This is a genomic window from Denitromonas halophila, from assembly GCF_007625155.1.
GTDB classification, from domain to species: domain Bacteria; phylum Pseudomonadota; class Gammaproteobacteria; order Burkholderiales; family Rhodocyclaceae; genus Nitrogeniibacter; species Nitrogeniibacter halophilus.
Genome location: NZ_VMNK01000006.1, coordinates 140,457 through 156,920, shown reverse-complemented (window position 1 = coordinate 156,920; position 16,464 = coordinate 140,457). Strand labels below are relative to the sequence as shown.

The window sequence follows — 16,464 nt, the reverse complement described above, 5'->3', positions numbered from 1 at the left end:
TCAGGCGACGTGCGGCTCCCGAACCACCGGCGCGGCCGGGCGGACACGGCGCACCAGACGCGACCACGGCAGCGGCCGCTCGATGGCGAGGCTGATCGCCTGCGCCAGCGGCGGGCCGCGGCGCTTGAGGATGTCGACCTGCAGGCCGGTGTTGCTGCCGCGCAGGGCGAGGCGCAGCGGGGCGGGCGAGGGCTGGGTGGCGACGCGCTCGGGGCGGAAGATGAGGCTCAGGCAGCGGGTGTTGCTGCTGGCCAGTTGCAGGCGGCGCAGGGCGCGGGTGTCGGCGCTGGGCAGCCAGGCGAGCAGCGCGGCGAGCGCGCCGCTGCCGAGCAGTTGCTCGCAAGCCCAGGCGGCGTCCGCGCCCTCGGCCTCGACCACCAGCAGGCGCGACAGCGGCAAGCCGAGCGCCTGCCAGGCCGGGGCGTGCAACTGCGCCGGTGGCGCGACGATGACAATCCACCCGGCCTCGGCGTCGAGCTGGCGCAGCGCGGGCAGAAACAGGCTGAGCTCGCCAATGCCGAGTCCGCCGCTGAGCACTTCGGTGAGCCCGCCGCAGGGCCAGCCGCCGTCGGGCAGCACCGCGTCGAGCGCGGCAAAGCCGCTGCCCAGCGTCGCCTCGGCGTGATGCGCGCAGGCGCCGCCGCGCCAGAGATCGGCACGTTGGAGCAGGTCATCGAGGGCGGCGGGGGTGGCGGACATGGGGCATCAAAACACGCGGGGGAATGCTCTCATTGTTGTCGCTGAGGCGTGGGTGTCAAGCGACTTGTCGGGCGGGAAAAGTGCGCTTTCGGGCGCGATGCCAATGGCGGCGCGGGGGGCGTCGGCGTAGATAAAATTTGTGTTTGAGGCGCGGAATCAGGATCGCGCGACGGGGTCCGGCGTGGAACCTTGAATGGCTGCCTGTGTCTGTCAGGTTTGCAGCGTCTCGATGTTGTGTCGGGTCGGCTTCAGCCGACCATGGCGGGTTGAAACCCGGCCTACAATGGTCAGCGCGACCGAGCGTGCTTTCAGGAGAATGCAGTTTGAGCCAGACGATGAATGCCTCTGTAGATACGCCCGTGCTGAGCATCGATGTGGTCGCCGATTTCGTGTGCGTGTGGTGCCATGTGGGCACCGCGCGACTCGACACGGCGCTGGCGGCGCTGGCCGAGCAGCGACCGAACGCGCAAGTGGTGGTACGCCACCGGCCCTTCATGCTCGATCCCGACATGCCAGCGGAGGGCCATGCCTACCCCGAGCATCTGGTGCGCAAGTTTGGCAGCATGGACGCGGTGAAGGGCTTGCAGGCGCAGGTGAGCGCGGCGGCCGAGGGCAGTGGCGCGCACTTCAACTTCGCGGCGATCAGTCGCCGGCCGTCGACGGTCAAGGCACATCGCTTGATCCTGCGTCTGCAAAACGCGGGGGCCGAGGCCGGTCGGGTGGATGCGCTGGTGGCAGCGATCTTCCGCGCTTACTTCGAGCAGGGGCAGGACATTGGCCGCAGCGAGGTGTTGGCCGCGCTGGCAGCCGACGCCGGCCTCGGCGCACCGGACCTGGTTGCCTGGCTGGATGGCGATGAGCTGGCCGACGAAGTGCAGCGCCGGCACCACGCGATCAGCGCCCGAGGGGTGAATGGCGTGCCGTTCTTCATCCTCAATGACTCGGTGGGTCTGAGTGGTGCGCAGCCCGCCGAGATGCTGCTGCGGGCGATGCTGGACAACCTGCCCGGCGGCTGAGGGCTGGTGCGCCGGTCAGCGGCCGGCGCAATTCAATCGACGTGTTTGGGTCGAGTCTGCTGTGTGTGGGCGGCCTTGACGCGTCTGTCGTTGCCTTGCGCACATGCGCTGTCGAAAAGCCTTGATCTCAATTTGTAAATAAGATAGATTCGCATTTGCATTGTGCGGTGCGGAGCCGCGTTTGCGCCCGGATCGAGCGCGCTTGATCCAGAACAAAATTCCCCGATAGCCAGCCATCGCCAGCCAATCGTACTCAACCCCTTCGCTGAAGGATGGTGCGCAGGTGGCGCACAGGCTGAGCGCCCATGCCCGCATGTTTGCCGGGTGTTGGAAGTCTCTTGCTGACACATCGCCGTATCGCTTGCAGTGGGTGCGATGGTGCAGGTGGCAGGAGCGCCGGTTTGTGTTGTCCCTGTCGCCGGGCTTTGGCGCTTTTGCTGCAGGGCGACATGAAAAACAAGACCGTCAAGACCAAGATCCCCGCGAGTTTTCGCGTTCAGACCCGCACCCAGTCCGGCGCCGTGGCGCGTACCGGGCTGGCGCTGGGGGTGTCCACCGCCGTGTTGATGCCGGCCGCGTTTGCGCAGTCGAACGAAACACAACAGCTCGCGCCGGTGACCGTGGTGGAGACTGCGATCGACCCCAACCCCAATGCCGAACCGGGCGTGCCCTACAAGGCCAGGACCTCAGGCGATGAGCGCCACACCCGTCCGCTGGCCGAGACGCCGCAGACCATCACCGTGCTGACCCAGCAGCAGATGCTCGATACCGGCCGCAGCGACTTGCGCGACATCCTGCGCGCCCAGCCGGGCATCACGCTGGGCACCGGCGAGAACGGCAACGCCTTTGGCGACCGCTACATCATCCGCGGCCAGGAAGCGCGCAGTGACGTGTTTGTCGATGGCCTGCGCGACCCCGGCATGACGGTGCGCGAGAGCTTCGCCGTCGAGCAGTTGGAGATCACCAAGGGGCCGAGCTCGACCTTCGCCGGTCGTGGCGCTACCGGTGGTGCGATCAACGCGGTGACCAAGCAGGCCACCACCGATGTGGACTTCACCAAGCTGTCGGCCGGCATCGGCACCGACAGCTACCGCCGCCTGACGGCCGACACCAACTATGTGCTGACCGACACTGCCGCCATCCGGGTGAACCTGTTGCACGGCTACCAGGACGTGCCCGACCGCGCGCCGGCCGACCGCGAGCGCAATGGCGTGGCGTTGTCATTCAACATCAAGCCGACCGAGAAGCTCGACATCACGGCCGACTACTACCACCTCGACGCCATCGACAAGCCGGACCTCGGTTCGTGGCTGGTCAACGGCAAGCCGCAGACCCATATTCCGGTGTATGCGCAGTCGGGCGACTTCCTCGAATCGACGGTGGATACCTATACCGTGCGCGCCAAATACCAGGTCAATCCCAGTGTGCGCGTCACCAACCTGACCCGCTACGGCACCACCGACAACGGCTATGTCGCCACCAGCGCCCGCGCTACCACCACCCACGCCACCAACCCGGGCGGTGTGTACGACACCGTGGTGCTCGGCACCCACCAGGGCTGGCAGGAGGTCGAGTACTTCGCCAACCAGACCAATCTGTATGTGGAGGAGGAGATCGCCGGGATGAAGCACGAGTTCATCTTCGGCCTGGAGTTCTCCGACCATAGCGTGCTCAACGGTCAGTACCAGACCAGCAACGCGTCAAACTGCGTCACCAGCGGCCGGGGTGGCGGCGCCAGCAACAGCGGATGCCTCACCGACGCTTCGGGCAATTACGTGGCGGGCATCGACCGCCTGCTCAACCGCCAGGTCAGCCGCGGCCCCTCGGACATCGACTGGAACGTGAAGACGATCTCCCTGTCGGCCATGGACACCGTCGACCTGAACGACAAATGGACGCTCTTCGGCGGCCTGCGCTATGACCACTTCGATTACCGCACGCTGGCGGGGACGACCACCAAGACCGAGTGGGAACTCGACGACGGCCTGTGGAATGGCCACCTTGGCCTGACCTACAAGTTCCGCCCCGACGCCAATGTGTACTTCACCTACAGCACCGCCAGCGATTTCAACGGCGGCGAGTCGGACGTGACCTCGTGCGACTACGGTGGCATCTGCGTGCCGGCCAACGGCCCGGGCGGTGCGCTGACCACCGCAGAGCGTCAGGCGCTGTTCGCGCAGAGCAGCCCGGAGCTGTCAGAAAACATTGAGCTGGGCACCAAGTGGAACCTCAACAACGGTCGCATGCTGGCCACGGCGGCGGTGTTCCAGGTGACCAAGCGCGATGTGATGGAAGTGATTGGCGGCGCCAGCTACACCGACATCGGCGCCATCAACTCGGGCAAGTACCGGGTGCGCGGCGTGGAGTTCTCGCTGGCCGGCGAAGTCATGCCCAAGCTGACCGCGCAGGGCGGGGTGGCCTTCATGAACGCCAAGTGGTTGCGCTCGCAGGACAGCACGCGTGTCGGCAACGGCTTGTCCAACTTCCCCGAGACCACCGCCTCGGTGCTGCTCAACTACCAGGCCACGCCGAAGTTCAGCTTTGGCGGCAACGTGACCTACCAGAGCAAGAAGTTCTCCGGTACGCCCGAGTCGCCCGAGTCGCTCAACATCAAGGTGCCCGAGTACACCGTGCTCGACCTGTTTGCGGCCTACAAGATCGACCGCAACACCAGCGTGCGCCTGAACATCGGCAACGTCACCGACGAAACCTACTACCTCGCGGCCTATCGCTCCGGCGCCATGCTCTACATGGGCGATGCCCGCAACGCCCGCCTGACGCTCAACTACGACTTCTGAGCACAGCGGGTGTCCCGCGCCGGGCCGCGTGGCCCGGCGTTCTTGCATTGATGGGAGCGTCATGACCGCACACGCCACGCTGGACCACATCCCGCGCGAGATTCTCTGCGCCGCCGACTACGAAGCGCTGGCGCCGCAGTTCATCGCCGCGCCCGCGCTGGCCTATATCGCCGGCGCCAGCGGCGAGGAGCGCACCCTGCGCGCCAACCGCCGAGCCTTTGATCGTTGGCAGATCCTGCCGCGGCTGCTGCGCGATGTCACCGCTGGGCACACGCGCTCCACGCTGTTCGGGCGTGCGTGGCAGCATCCCATCGCGCTGGCGCCGCTGGCCTACCAGACGCTGGTGCATCCGGCCGGCGAGACCGACACCGCGCGCGGTGCCGCTGCCGCCGACGCCTGCCTGACGGTGAGCACGCTCGCCACCTGCCCGATCGAAGACATCGCCCGCGCCAGTGAAGGCGAGAAGTGGTTTCAGCTGTACTTCCAGCCCAAGCGCGAGGCCACGCTGGACCTCATCCAGCGCGCCGAGCAGGCCGGCTATACCGCGCTGGTGGTCACACTCGACGCCTCGGTGCAAAGCCCCAGCCGGCGGGCACTCCGCACCGGCGTGTCATTGCCGGACGCGGTCAATCTGGCGCGCTACGGCGCGGCGCCGCAGCGGGCGCTGGCCGCCGACGCGAGCGTCATTTTCCAGGGCGCGATGCGCGAGGCGCCCACTTGGGCCGACCTGCGTTGGCTGCTGTCGGCCACCCGCTTGCCGGTGCTGGTCAAGGGCGTGCTGCGTGCCGACGATGCGCTGGCGCTGGGCGAGGCGGGCGTGGCCGGGCTGGTGGTGTCCAACCACGGCGGCCGCGCGCTCGATGGCGTGCCCGCCAGCCTGGCTGCGCTGCCGGCCATCCGCCGGGCGGTGGGCCGCGACCTGCCGGTGCTGCTCGACAGCGGTGTGCGCAGCGGCAGTGACATCTTCAAGGCGCTGGCCCTGGGCGCCTCGGCGGTGCTGGTTGGCCGCCTGCAGGTGTACGCCCTGAGCGTGGCCGGTGCGCTGGGCGTGGCGCACCTGCTGCGCACCTTGCACCAAGAGCTTGAGCTGTGCATGGCCATGGCCGGCTGCGCCACGCTGGCCGAGATCGATTCCTCCCTGATTTGCGAGAACCCTGATGTTGATCCCGATTGAAAACGTATTGAGCAAGGCGGAAGTGTGCCGCTTCCGCGAACGCCTCGATGCCGCCGACTGGCAGGACGGCCTGGCCACCGCGGGCACGCTGGCCCGCCATGTGAAGCGCAACACCCAACTCGATGACGCCGCACCGCTGGCGGTGGAACTGGGGCAGGCGATCTTGCGCCGCCTCGGCGAGACGCCGCTGTTCGTGTCCGCCGCCTTGCCCGGCAAGATCTACCCGCCCAAGTTCAACCGCTATGCCGACGGCGGCACCTATGGCGCGCATGTCGACAGCGCGGTGATGCATGTGCCCGGCACCGGCGTGTCGCTGCGCACCGACCTGTCGGCCACATTGTTCCTCGCCGAGCCGGACGAGTACGACGGCGGCGAGCTGGAGATCGAAGGCCCCTTCGGCATCCAGGCGGTCAAGCTGGCGGCCGGCGACATGGTGCTCTACCCGTCGAGCAGCCTGCACCGCGTCACCCCGGTGACCCGCGGCGCCCGGGTGGCCTCCTTCTTCTGGATCGAGAGCCTGGTGCACAACGACGCCGCGCGCACCGTGCTGTTCGACCTCGATCAGGCCATTCAGGGCCTCAACGCCACCGTGGCGGCAGATGACGCCAATCTGCTGAAGCTGACCGCCGTCTACCACAACCTATTGCGGCTGCATGCCGCGACTTGAAAGGATGCGATCCATGCTTCGCAAGCTTACCGCCGTGCTCGCCGTGGTCTTTGTTAGTCAGGGGGCGTTCGCCGAAGAGGCGGTCCTCAACCTCTACTCCGCCCGCCACTATCAGACCGACGAAGCGCTGTACGAGAACTTCACCCGCCAGACCGGCATCCGCATCAACCGCATCGAAGGCAACGAGCAGGAGCTGCTCGAACGCATCCTCGCCGAGGGCGACAACAGCCCGGCCGATGTGCTGATCACCGTCGACGCCGCGCGCCTGGCGCAAGCCGAGGCCTACGGCATCTTCGCCCCGGTGCAGTCGGCGGTGCTGGAGGCGCGCATTCCCGCGCACCTGCGCTCGTCGCACTGGTTCGCCTTCTCGACCCGCGCGCGGGTGATCATCTACAACGCCCGCAAGCTCAAGGCTGCCGATGTGCCGACCTATGAATCGCTGGCCGATCCCAAGCTCAAAGGCCTGCTGTGCAGCCGCTCGGGCGCCCACCCCTACAATCTGTCGCTCGTCGCCTCGCAGATTGCGCACAATGGCGAAGCGGCCACCGAAGCCTGGGCGCGCGGCATGGTGACCAACTTTGCGCGCGCGCCCAAGGGCGGCGACTCGGATCAGATCAAGTCGGTGGCGGTGGGCGAGTGCGGCGTGGCCGTGTCGAACAGCTACTACCTGGCCCGCATGATGGCCTCCGAGCGGGTCGAAGAGCGCAACCTGCTCAAGCGGGTTGGCATCGTGTGGCCCAACCAGGGCGCGTATGGCACGCATGTGAATGTGTCCGGCGGCGGCATGGTCAAGACAAGCAAGCACCGCGCAGCGGCCGTGGCCTTCCTCGAATACCTCGCCAGCGACGCGGCCCAGCGCTATTTCGCCAACGCCAACAACGAGTGGCCGGCCGTGCCGGGGGTGAAGATCGACAACCCCGAACTCGACGAACTCGGCAGTTTCACCGCCGACACCTTGGCGCTACCCACGCTGGCCAACAATCTCGTGGCAGCACAAAAGCTGCTCGACCGCGCCGGCTACCGCTGATCAGCGCAATAGCACGCCCGGCAGCCACATCGAGAAGGCCGGGATGTAGGTGATCAGCAGCACGCCGACGGCCAGCACCGCCAGCGCCGGCAGCACGGCGCGGGCGACCTCGCCGATCGGCTTGCCGAAGCGGTAGGAGGCGAAGAACAGGTTCATGCCCACTGGCGGGGTCAGGAAGCCGAGCTCCATGTTGGCCAGGAAGATGACCCCCAGGTGCACCGGGTGGATGCCAAAGGCCAGGCCAATGGGCACGATCAGCGGCGTCACCACGATGATCGCCGAGTAGATGTCCATGAAGGCGCCGACCAGCAGCAGCAAGCCGTTGAGCGCCAGCAGGAAGACCCACGGCGAGGCGATGCTGGCCTGCACCCACTCGGACACCTGGTCGGCGATCTGCGCGTCGATCAGGTAGTTGGTGAAGCCCAGCGCCATGCCCAGGATCAGTATGATGCCGCCGACCAGCAGGCCGCACTCGGCCATCACCCGCGGCACATCGCGGGTGAGTGACAGGTCGCGGTAGATCAGCACCTCGACGATGAAGGCATACAGTGCGGTCAGCGCGGCGGTTTCGGTGGGCGTGACCAGGCCGCTGGCCAGCCCGCCGAAGGTCACCAGCGGAATCGCCAGTTCCCACTTGGCCGCCTTGAGCGCAGCGAATGCTTCGGCCGCATCGAAGGGCGTGGGCGCCGTGTCTTTGGGCTGGCGCCAGATGCCCAGCAGTACCAGCATCGTGGTCATCACCGCGGCCGGCACCACCGCGGCGAGCAGCATGGTCTCGATCGGCTGGCGGGCGATGATGGCGTAGAGGATCAGCGGCAGCGCGGGCGGGATCAGCACGCCGAGCGAACAGCCGCTGGTGATCAGCCCGATGCCCGCGCGCGCCGGGTAGCGCACCCCTTGCAGCAGCGGCATGAGCAGACCGCCGAGCGCCAGGATGGTGACGCCCGAGGCGCCGGTGAAGGAGGTGAAGAACGCGGTCAGCAGCACCGTGACCAGCGCCGCCCCGCCGCGAAAGCGGCCGAACAGCGCGCGGAAGACACGGATCAGCCGCGCCGGCGCGCCGCCCTCGGCGAGGAAATAGCCGGCCAGCGTGAACAGCGGGATCGCCGGCAGCGAGGGATTGACGGTGAGCTGGTAGTGGTTGAGCGGGATCGCTGCCAGCGGCAGGTCGTCGCCGGCAAACAGCAACAGCGCGACCCCGCCGAGCACCACGAACACCGGCGCGCCCAGCAGCACCGCCAACGCCAGCAGCGCGACCACCGGTGTGGCGGTGCTGCTGAGGGTTGCCACGCCGAGCAGGCCGGCCGCCACCGCCAGGCTCAGCGCCCGGTCGGCAAAACGCTCGCCCGAGCGGATCCACAGCCGCAGCGCGATCAGCGCAAAACCGGCCGGCATCACCGCCTCCACCCACCACACCGGCACGCCGTAGGCGAGCAGGTTGCCGCCCTCGCGCTCGACAGCGACGAAGTCCCATGCCGCGCTGGCCAGCACGCCGGTCACCGCCATCGCCAGGCCGCCGGCCGCGGCGCGATGCACCCAGTGGAGACGCTCGGGCAGCCAGCGGCCCAGACCGGCGATGCTCAGCAGCCGCCCCTCGCGTGCGGCCACGGCCGCGCCGAGCATGCCGACCAGCAGCACGCCGTGCTGCACCAGCGCGGCGGCGTTGGCCACGCCTATCGACAGCGTGCTGCGCAAGACGATCTCGAGCACCGGCAGCAGCACCATGGTCGCCAGCACCAGTGACAGCACGGTGTCTTCGACGCGATGCACGCGCCACCACGGGCCGGCGCGTTCGGAAGGGGCGTGGTAGATCGGCGGGGTGTCAGCGGCTTGGGGCATGGGCGAGTCCGGCGGGGCGCCTGGCGCGGCACCCGGGGTGGGGCTTACTTGTGGCGTGCGCGGTACTCGGCGAGCAGGCGGGTGACCGTGTCGAAGGTCTCGGCGGGCACCAGCCGGCCGCGGATCTGCGGATAGACCGACTCGGCCAGCGCCTGCCAGGCGGCCATCTGCTCGGCGTTCGGCCGGGTGACCTTGAGCCCGCGCTTGACCATCGCCGCCACCGCCTCATCCACCTCGGTGCGGGCCTGTGCGCGCATCTTCTCGCCCGCTGTTCTGGCCGCCTCGCGCAGCGCCGTCTGGCCGGCCGGGCTCATGCCCTCCCAGGCCTTGCGGGTGACCACCAGCGCACCGACGATGGGCGCCCAGTTCAGTTCGAGCATGTACGGCGCCGGGCCGTTGAACTGCGCCGCCAACGCGTAGTATGGCGTGGCCGGCACGACTTCGATCAGCCCGGTCTGCAGCGCGGGCAGGATGTCGGCCGTCTCGAGCGACACCGGCTGGTAGCCGAGCGCCTTCATCACTTCCATCTGCTCCGGCTCGCCGGCCCAGGTGAACATCTTCATCGACTTGAAGTCCTCCGGCGCGGCGGCCGGCCGCTGCGAGAAGAAACGCACCCAGCCCGCGTCACCCCACGACAGCACCACGTAACCCTTGTCGAAGAAACGCTGCTCCATCGCCGGGCGCAGCTGCTCGCGCACGTAGTCGACTTCATCCCAGCTGCGGAACATCAGCGGCAGGGTCTGCAGCGCCGACACGCTCGGATCGATCTCGCGCAGCCCGACCACCGACAGCAGGCCGCCGTTGAGCTGGCCGATGCGCATGCGCTTGACGGTGTCGGCCTCGCCGCCCTGGGCGCCGTCGGTGAACACGATCAGCTTCGAACCGTCGCCCTGCGCCACCCGCCACGCCTCACCCATTTCGAGCAGCGCGCGGTGATAGAGCGAGTTCTTGGGCGCCAGCGTGCCCAGGCGCAGCGTCACCTTCTCGGCCAGGGCCGGGCCGGTGGCGAGCAGGAGCAGGATCAGGAGGAGGCGGCGAATCCGGTCGGGCATGCATTACTCCAGAAAGAGGTCGTCGACACGCCCCTGCAACCAGCGGGCGCGGCGTTGAAGAATCAGGGTTTCGAGGCGATGGGCGGGGTCAGCGTCGGCGTCGATGGCCAGCGCGGTGTCGAGCAGGGGGAGGAATTCGGCGCGGTTCTGCTCGGCCACCGCCACCGCCTCGGCCAGCGCCAGATACGGTCCGGCCTGGCGGCCGTGGGAGAGGGCCACGGCGGCGTCGAAGTGCCCGCGTGCGGTGCCGGCTGGATCCGGCTCGCCGGCGCGCGCCATGGCGAAGGTGATCATGAAGGTGTGCAGCGCCCCGGCGTCGAAACCCGGATCGAGCGCCAGCGCGCGGTCCATCATCGCGCCCACCACTGGCAGGTCGGCGACCGCCTCCGGATCGTCCTTGGACAGCGCAATCGCCGCCGCCCAGGCTGCCGCCGTCCAGTACAGCGCCGGCACATCGGCGGCCGTGGTCGGGGCGAGGGCTTGCGCCGGGTCGGTGCGTAGCGCGCTATCGATGCCCGGATGTGCCACCGCCAGCGCGCGCAGGCCGTAGCCTCTGGCGCGCACATACAAGCGCCGCGCGCGCTCCCGCTGGGCAAAGGCGGCGCCGACGTCCTCGGCCTCGATCTCGTCCGCACCTTGCTGCACAAAGCCGTAGGCGTACTGCGTGAAGCCCCGCGCCGCCGCCAGCAGCAAACCCGCGTGCGCCGGTCGCTCGGCCAGCAGGCTCTCCATCAGCTTGAGCGAAAACGGCGCCGCGTCGCGCACCAGCGCGGGGTCATCATCGGCGCTGAACGTCGCCCCCGAGCCCGCCAGCGCATCGCCCAACCGATCGACGGCCAGCTGCTGCACCGAACAGGCGCTCAGCGTGCACGCCACCATCGTCAGGACTGCCGCTCGTCGAAACACCATGCGCAAACGCACCCCGCAAGGAGAGGAGAAGGCGCGAGTCTATGAAGCGAGGCGGGGTGGGGGCAAAAGAAGTTTTTGTTAAAAAGCGCCCCAGACGGACTGCGTGTGCCGTGCCACAATGTGGGGAGGTGATCGTTTTGTCACTTAGAGAGAAGAAAAAAAAGTCGCGAAAAGCCCTGTTTTGCACGGGAATGGGGCAGATACCGGAATAACGCAGGAATGCGCAAAAATGCGCGTGATCTGGTGGTTTTTGCGATTTTTTTGTCACAGGAGTGATCGCCGATTGATCGTGGCACCACTCGGCGTCGTTTGCAGCGGGGACCGGGGGCGCGGCTGCCGGCGACACCCAGGTGCCGCCGATGTTGACGAAGCTGACGGCGCCGCTCATGGCGGCGCGTAGTTGCAGGGTCAGGTCGTCGTCGTCCATGGGCGGGGGATGATACCCGCCAGCGCATACCAATCAGGTATGCAAAAAGCCCTCGCGTCATGCAACAAGCTTGAAAAACCGCTCCATCTCTTGCTTTCGGAACTCTCGGCCTTCGAAGTGCGCGTAGCAGACGGCGATCAGCATGGCCCGCTTGTCGGGCGCGACCCTCACTTTGCCGCGGTTTTCGGCCAGCCACTGTTCGACGCTATCGACCACCTTCGCCAGCAGCTCTGGCGATACGCGCCCGGTTTTCACTGCTGCGGACGGCGGCATGCCTTCTGCCGCTGAATCCAGGGCGGATGGGTAGGGCGACAGCTTTTGAGCCGCCGACACCAAAAGAGACCTATCTTCTGCCGCCTCGGCTCGCTTAAGCCTCGCATCGACGATCTGTCGAAAGCCGCGATTGTTTGGCTCTAGCATTGGCGGCTCCCCCGTCTCCAGCCACTCCCTCCTCACCCCGGCATGCCTTGCGATCTCATCCAAGAGCTCCGTGTCGGCGCTGTCCTCGCCAGACTCCAGCTGCCTAAGGTGATTGAGTGGAATGCCGAGGTGACTCGAAAAAGCTGCTTCAGTGCGGTTTTCCACGCCGCAACGAACAAGACGAATGCGGTGCCCAATCGTCAGGCCATCAAGCCAACTTCCGCCGCCACCGTGAGAGATGCGTTCTGGCTCTTCGGCATAGGCCAACCAGCGATAGCGGACGCCGGAGCCGGATGCCAAGCACTCAAGTTTTTCAAGGCCTGGAACGCTCGCCTCTCTTATGTAGCGCTGAATCATGTCAGGAGAGACTCCGGCAGCATCCGCTGCCTTTTTTCTTGTCTCGAAGGCGTCTGCCGCCACCTTTACTCTAGTTCCGAATCCTGGCGCCAGAATCGGAACTGGACGGCCAATCTTTTTTTTCTTTTCCGATTCCATATAAATCACCTGTTTTTCAAAGGCTTACGTAAAGCGGGTTGCGATTTCGAAAACTGCCAAATCGGAACTGAATCGGAACCCAGAGATTTCTTCTAGTTTGTTCTTGCGCAACAAGAACAAACTAGAGTAAAGTTTTGCCCATGCGTCACACTCGTGACCAGAAAAGGATTGAACCATGGGCAAAAACTCTGGCACCAAAAAAACCAGTCCAAACGACTGGCATCGCGCGCAAATCCTATGCGCCCTGAAAATGGCCGGCTGGTCGATATCCAGCCTCTCTCTGCATCACAGTTACGCCTCTAGGCACACTCTTAGTCATGCGCTCCATCGTCCCTGGCCAAAGGGCGAACGACTGATTGCCGAAGCCATCGGCAAGCGCCCTGACGAGATCTGGCCGTCCCGCTACCCCTCCGATTCTACCGCCAGAAGTAACGGCCGTTCCCGCCGTCGTGTAACGGCTGGTGACCGGGCTGCGGCCTGAGAGCGGGGGAGTGATTGTCATGACTTTGTTCTCCATGTTTGACGCTTCCCATCGTAGAGGCCCGGCCAGTGCCTCCGATAGCTGCAGCGGAAGCATTTTTTTGCGCCACGCCCGTCGTGGGGTGGCGCAATGACGCGCAGAAATTGGAAGCGCATCCGCGCCCGCTCACTCATTCACGCGATGGAGCTGTGCCTCGAGCACGCACGCGCCAAGCACAACCTGAGCATTGACCGGGTGTGCGACCTGATGGGCGAGCACTCCACCAGCACCGTCTACAAGTGGCTGGCCACCGGCCGCTTGCCGGCGGTGCGTATCCGCCCGTTTGAGCATGCCTGCGGCGCCACGTACGTCTCCGAATACCTCGCCGCGTCCGCGCATCTGCTCGCCATCCGCATGCCGACAGGCCGCCCCGCCGACGAGACGGACGTCATGGAGCTGCAGGCCGGGTTCAGCGACGCCCTGGCCCTGCTGATCCACTTCTACAAAGGCGAAGCCGACGCCGCCAGCACGCTCGCCGCGCTCGACACCACGCTCGCCGCCGTCGCCTGGCATCGCGCCAATGTCGAACGCACCGGCGCGCCCGAGCTGTCCCTGTTTGAAGGGGGCGACGACGAATGAACTCCGTGCGCGAGTGGTACTCCGCCCAGGATCTGGCCGGCCTGCCCGGCATGCCTGGAACAGACCGTGGTGTTCGTGTTGCCGCTGAGCGCGAGGGCTGGAAAGCCCGGAAACGCCAGGCAGGCAAAGGCATGGAATACGCCGTCTCCGCGCTGCCCGCCGATACCCGCCGCGCCCTGCAGTCGCAGCAGCTCGACCTCGCGCTCACCAGTGTCTCCACCGCTACGGTCACTCCTCCGACCCCCGCGGTTTTGTCGGGGGCGGTTGTCGTCCATGCTGCCCCCGATCTTTCTGACCTCACCGACCGCCAGCGCCTCGAGCGCGATGCCCGCGCCGGTGTGCTCACCGCCATCCACAAACTGCAGGCCGGCTCCGGGTGCAGCCAAGAGGCCGCGCTCACCACGCTGCTCATCAACGCCCGCGCCGGCCAGCTCGACGCCCATGTCGACCGCCTGCTACGCCTGGCGCGCGATCCGCGCGGCCGCGCCGGCGACGGCTACCCCTCGGTGCGCACGCTCAAGCGCTGGCTATCGGCCACCGACCTGGCCCCCAAAGGGCCCCGCACATCCATGAAGGTGCCGACCTGGGCCAAAGCCTTCCTGGCGCACTACCAAAAGCCAGAAAAACCCACCGTCCAGCAAGCGTACGACGCCTTCCTCGCCACCTTGCCGCGTGGTCAGCACCCCAGCATCCACCAGGTGCGCCGCTTCCTCGACAAGCTCGGCGCCGTCACCAAGGAGCGCGGCCGCATGGGCGATCGCGAACTGAAAAACATCCGCCCCTTCGTCCGCCGCGACTTCTCCCTGCTGGTGCCAAATGACGTCTGGTCCGCCGACGGCCACACCTTCGACGCCGAGGTTCAGCACCCCATGCACGGGCGCCCCTTCCGCCCAGAGATCACCACCTTTGTCGATATCGCCACCCGCCGCGCCGTGGGCTGGTCGGTTGATCTGGCCGAATCCTCCATGGCCGTGGCCGACGCCCTGCGCAGCGGCGTTGAGCGCTACGGCATCCCGGCGCTGATCTACGTCGACAACGGCTCGGGCTACAAAAACGCCTTCATGAACGACGCCGCCACCGGCTTGGTCGGCCGCATCGGCGCCACGCTCACCCACTCGCTGCCCTACAACTCACAGGCCCGCGGCGTTATCGAGCGCCTGCACCAAACGCTGTGGGTCAGCGGCGCCAAGCAACTTCCCGGCTTCATCGGCGCCGCCATGGACCGCGAAGCCCGGCTGGAGCAATTCAAGCTCTCGCGCCGCGCCCTCAAGCAAGGCGGCGTCATGCCCCTCATGCCATGGCACCTGTTCGTGCAGTGGTGCGAAACGCGCATTGACGAATACAACGCCCGCGTCCATCGCAGCCTCAAAGGGCTATCGCCCGCGCTCGCCTGGGCCAACTTCGAAGCCAAGGACTGGGTGCCACACACCATGGCGCCGGCCGAGCTCGACACCCTGTTCCGCCCTCGCGTCACCCGCACGCTGGCCCGCGCCGAGATCCGCCTGTTCAACAACATCTACTTCGCCCGCGAACTCGAAGAGTTTCACGGCACCGAGGTGCATGTGGCCTTCGACATTCACAACGCCGACCAGGTGTGGGTCTATCTACCCGACGGCCGCCTCATCTGCCGCGCCCAGGTTAGCGGCAACACCAAACACTACTTCCCCACACCGGTCATCGAGCAGGCCCGCCAGAAGCGCGCCAAAGGCCGCCTGGCGCGGGTCGACGTCAAGCGCGAGGAGATCCTCGCCGAACTGCACGGCGCCGAAGCATTGCCCGCTCTCGAAGCCGCCCCGGTGGTCATCGGTGGGCGCGTCATCCAGCGCGAAGCCGCCCTGGCCAAGCGCACCGCCGACGTTGCCGACGCCGAACCCATCGCGCTGAGCCAGCCCGCCGCCAAACCGGCCCCCGCGCTATCGCGCTCCGAGCGCAGCGCCGCCGACAACTACGCCGAGTGGCTCGCCCTCGACGAACGCATCAACCGCGACGAACCCGTCAGCGAGGCCGACGCCCGCTGGCACGCCAGCTACCCCACCAGCGCCCAGTTCAAGGCGCACAGCAAGAAGCTCGCCGCCCGCAGCAACGCGGCATAACCCATCCACTCACCGACCCGAGGAACCCCATGACCCAAACCGCACAGATCCAAAACCTTGAAATGGCCCGCACCGCCGCCGAGCGTCTCACCGGCCGCGTGGCAGGCCTGCCCGGCATGGCTGCGCTCTACGGCCCGGCCGGCTACGGCAAAACCACCGCCGCGCTGGCCGTCTCAAACGAAAACCGCAGCTACTTCGTGCAGATGCGCAGCGCCTGGACGCGCAAGGTGCTGCTCGAAAAGATCCTGCACGAAATGGGCCTCAAGCCCGCCGGCACCATCGGCGCGCTGCTCGACCAGGTATGCAGCCAGCTCGCCGCCAGCGGCCGCATGTTGATCATCGACGAGTTCGACTACTGCACCCGCAACGACTCCATGATCGAGCTGGTGCGCGACATCTACGAAGGCAGCCAGTCAACGCTGCTGCTGCTCGGCGAAGAGATGCTGCCGCAAAAGCTCAAGCGCTGGGAGCGCTTCCACAGCCGCGTGCTGTCGTGGATTCCCGCACAGCCCGTCAGCACCGCCGACGCCGAGCTGCTCGCCCCCATCTACTGCCCCGGCATTCATGTCGCCAGCGACATGCTCGAGCACCTGGTGCGCCTGTCCAACGGCTCGGTGCGCCGCGTCTCGGTCAACCTCGCCGCCATCGCCGAAGCCGCCGCCATCGAAGGCTGGCTCGCCATCGATCGCAGCACCTGGGGCAACCGCCCGCTCTACACCGGCGAAGCGCCGCGCAGGGGGGTGTGATGG

The 16,464-nt window shown here is 67.0% G+C and carries 15 protein-coding genes; 9 read left to right on the top strand and 6 right to left on the bottom strand.

Translation table 11 applies throughout. The features are described 5' to 3' along the window. Window positions 1-699, bottom strand: a complete 699-nt coding sequence (imuA, locus tag FHP91_RS07835; protein WP_144309051.1) for a translesion DNA synthesis-associated protein ImuA — start codon at window positions 697-699, stop codon at window positions 1-3. A gap of 335 nt (window positions 700-1,034) precedes the next feature. Between imuA and FHP91_RS07830 the strand changes: the two genes are divergently transcribed. The 5 genes from FHP91_RS07830 (at window position 1,035) to FHP91_RS07810 (ending at window position 7,381) form a co-directional block, all read left to right on the top strand. Then, entirely contained in the window at window positions 1,035-1,715 is a 681-nt protein-coding gene (locus tag FHP91_RS07830) for a DsbA family oxidoreductase (protein WP_144309050.1), read from the top strand. 449 nt (window positions 1,716-2,164) lie between these two features. Next, window positions 2,165-4,513, top strand: a complete 2,349-nt coding sequence (locus FHP91_RS07825) for a TonB-dependent receptor (RefSeq protein WP_144309049.1) — start codon at window positions 2,165-2,167, stop codon at window positions 4,511-4,513. A 61-nt stretch (window positions 4,514-4,574) separates the two neighbouring features. Then, a complete protein-coding gene (locus FHP91_RS07820) occupies window positions 4,575-5,687 on the top strand; it encodes an alpha-hydroxy acid oxidase (RefSeq protein ID WP_144309048.1) in 1,113 nt (370 codons plus the stop codon). Next, a complete protein-coding gene (locus FHP91_RS07815; protein WP_144309047.1) occupies window positions 5,671-6,354 on the top strand; it encodes a Fe2+-dependent dioxygenase in 684 nt (227 codons plus the stop codon). Before FHP91_RS07820 ends, FHP91_RS07815 begins: the two co-directional genes overlap by 17 nt. 13 nt (window positions 6,355-6,367) lie before the next feature. Then, window positions 6,368-7,381 (top strand): extracellular solute-binding protein, encoded by a 1,014-nt coding sequence (locus FHP91_RS07810; RefSeq protein WP_222105139.1) that lies wholly within the window; start codon window positions 6,368-6,370, stop codon window positions 7,379-7,381. Here the strand turns inward: FHP91_RS07810 and FHP91_RS07805 are convergent, their stop codons facing one another. From FHP91_RS07805 to FHP91_RS07790, 5 genes are read right to left on the bottom strand one after another with little or no spacing between them, the layout of a single operon-like run. Beyond that, window positions 7,382-9,220, bottom strand: a complete 1,839-nt coding sequence (locus FHP91_RS07805) for a TRAP transporter large permease (protein ID WP_144309045.1) — start codon at window positions 9,218-9,220, stop codon at window positions 7,382-7,384. It abuts the gene before it with no gap. 44 nt (window positions 9,221-9,264) lie between these two features. Beyond that, on the bottom strand, window positions 9,265-10,272 hold the full coding sequence (locus tag FHP91_RS07800; RefSeq protein WP_144309044.1) for a TRAP transporter substrate-binding protein: 1,008 nt from the start codon (window positions 10,270-10,272) through the stop codon (window positions 9,265-9,267). 3 nt (window positions 10,273-10,275) lie between these two features. Then, complete coding sequence (locus tag FHP91_RS07795; protein ID WP_222105138.1) at window positions 10,276-11,121, bottom strand: TRAP transporter TatT component family protein; 846 nt, start codon at window positions 11,119-11,121, stop codon at window positions 10,276-10,278. Further along, window positions 11,051-11,608 carry a hypothetical protein gene (locus tag FHP91_RS21125; RefSeq protein ID WP_186301494.1) on the bottom strand — a complete coding sequence of 186 codons (558 nt, stop codon included), beginning with the start codon at window positions 11,606-11,608 and terminating at the stop codon, window positions 11,051-11,053. The genes FHP91_RS07795 and FHP91_RS21125 overlap by 71 nt, the downstream gene beginning before the upstream one ends. 57 nt (window positions 11,609-11,665) lie before the next feature. Beyond that, complete coding sequence (locus FHP91_RS07790; RefSeq protein ID WP_144309043.1) at window positions 11,666-12,523, bottom strand: helix-turn-helix transcriptional regulator; 858 nt, start codon at window positions 12,521-12,523, stop codon at window positions 11,666-11,668. A 175-nt stretch (window positions 12,524-12,698) separates the two neighbouring features. Here FHP91_RS07790 and FHP91_RS21710 point away from each other — a divergent pair, with 175 nt between their 5' ends. The 4 genes from FHP91_RS21710 to FHP91_RS07770 all read left to right on the top strand — a co-directional run bounded on the left by FHP91_RS21710 (window position 12,699) and on the right by FHP91_RS07770 (window position 16,461). Then, on the top strand, window positions 12,699-13,004 hold the full coding sequence (locus tag FHP91_RS21710; RefSeq protein ID WP_144309042.1) for a helix-turn-helix domain-containing protein: 306 nt from the start codon (window positions 12,699-12,701) through the stop codon (window positions 13,002-13,004). A gap of 129 nt (window positions 13,005-13,133) precedes the next feature. Continuing rightward, window positions 13,134-13,622: a helix-turn-helix domain-containing protein gene (locus tag FHP91_RS07780; RefSeq protein ID WP_144309041.1), complete on the top strand. Its 489-nt coding sequence runs from the start codon at window positions 13,134-13,136 to the stop codon at window positions 13,620-13,622. Further along, window positions 13,619-15,715, top strand: a complete 2,097-nt coding sequence (locus FHP91_RS07775; RefSeq protein WP_144309040.1) for a Mu transposase C-terminal domain-containing protein — start codon at window positions 13,619-13,621, stop codon at window positions 15,713-15,715. The genes FHP91_RS07780 and FHP91_RS07775 overlap by 4 nt, the downstream gene beginning before the upstream one ends. 29 nt (window positions 15,716-15,744) lie before the next feature. After that, window positions 15,745-16,461, top strand: coding sequence for an AAA family ATPase (locus FHP91_RS07770; RefSeq protein WP_144309039.1), 717 nt, complete (start codon window positions 15,745-15,747; stop codon window positions 16,459-16,461). Window positions 16,462-16,464: the final 3 nt, after the last annotated feature.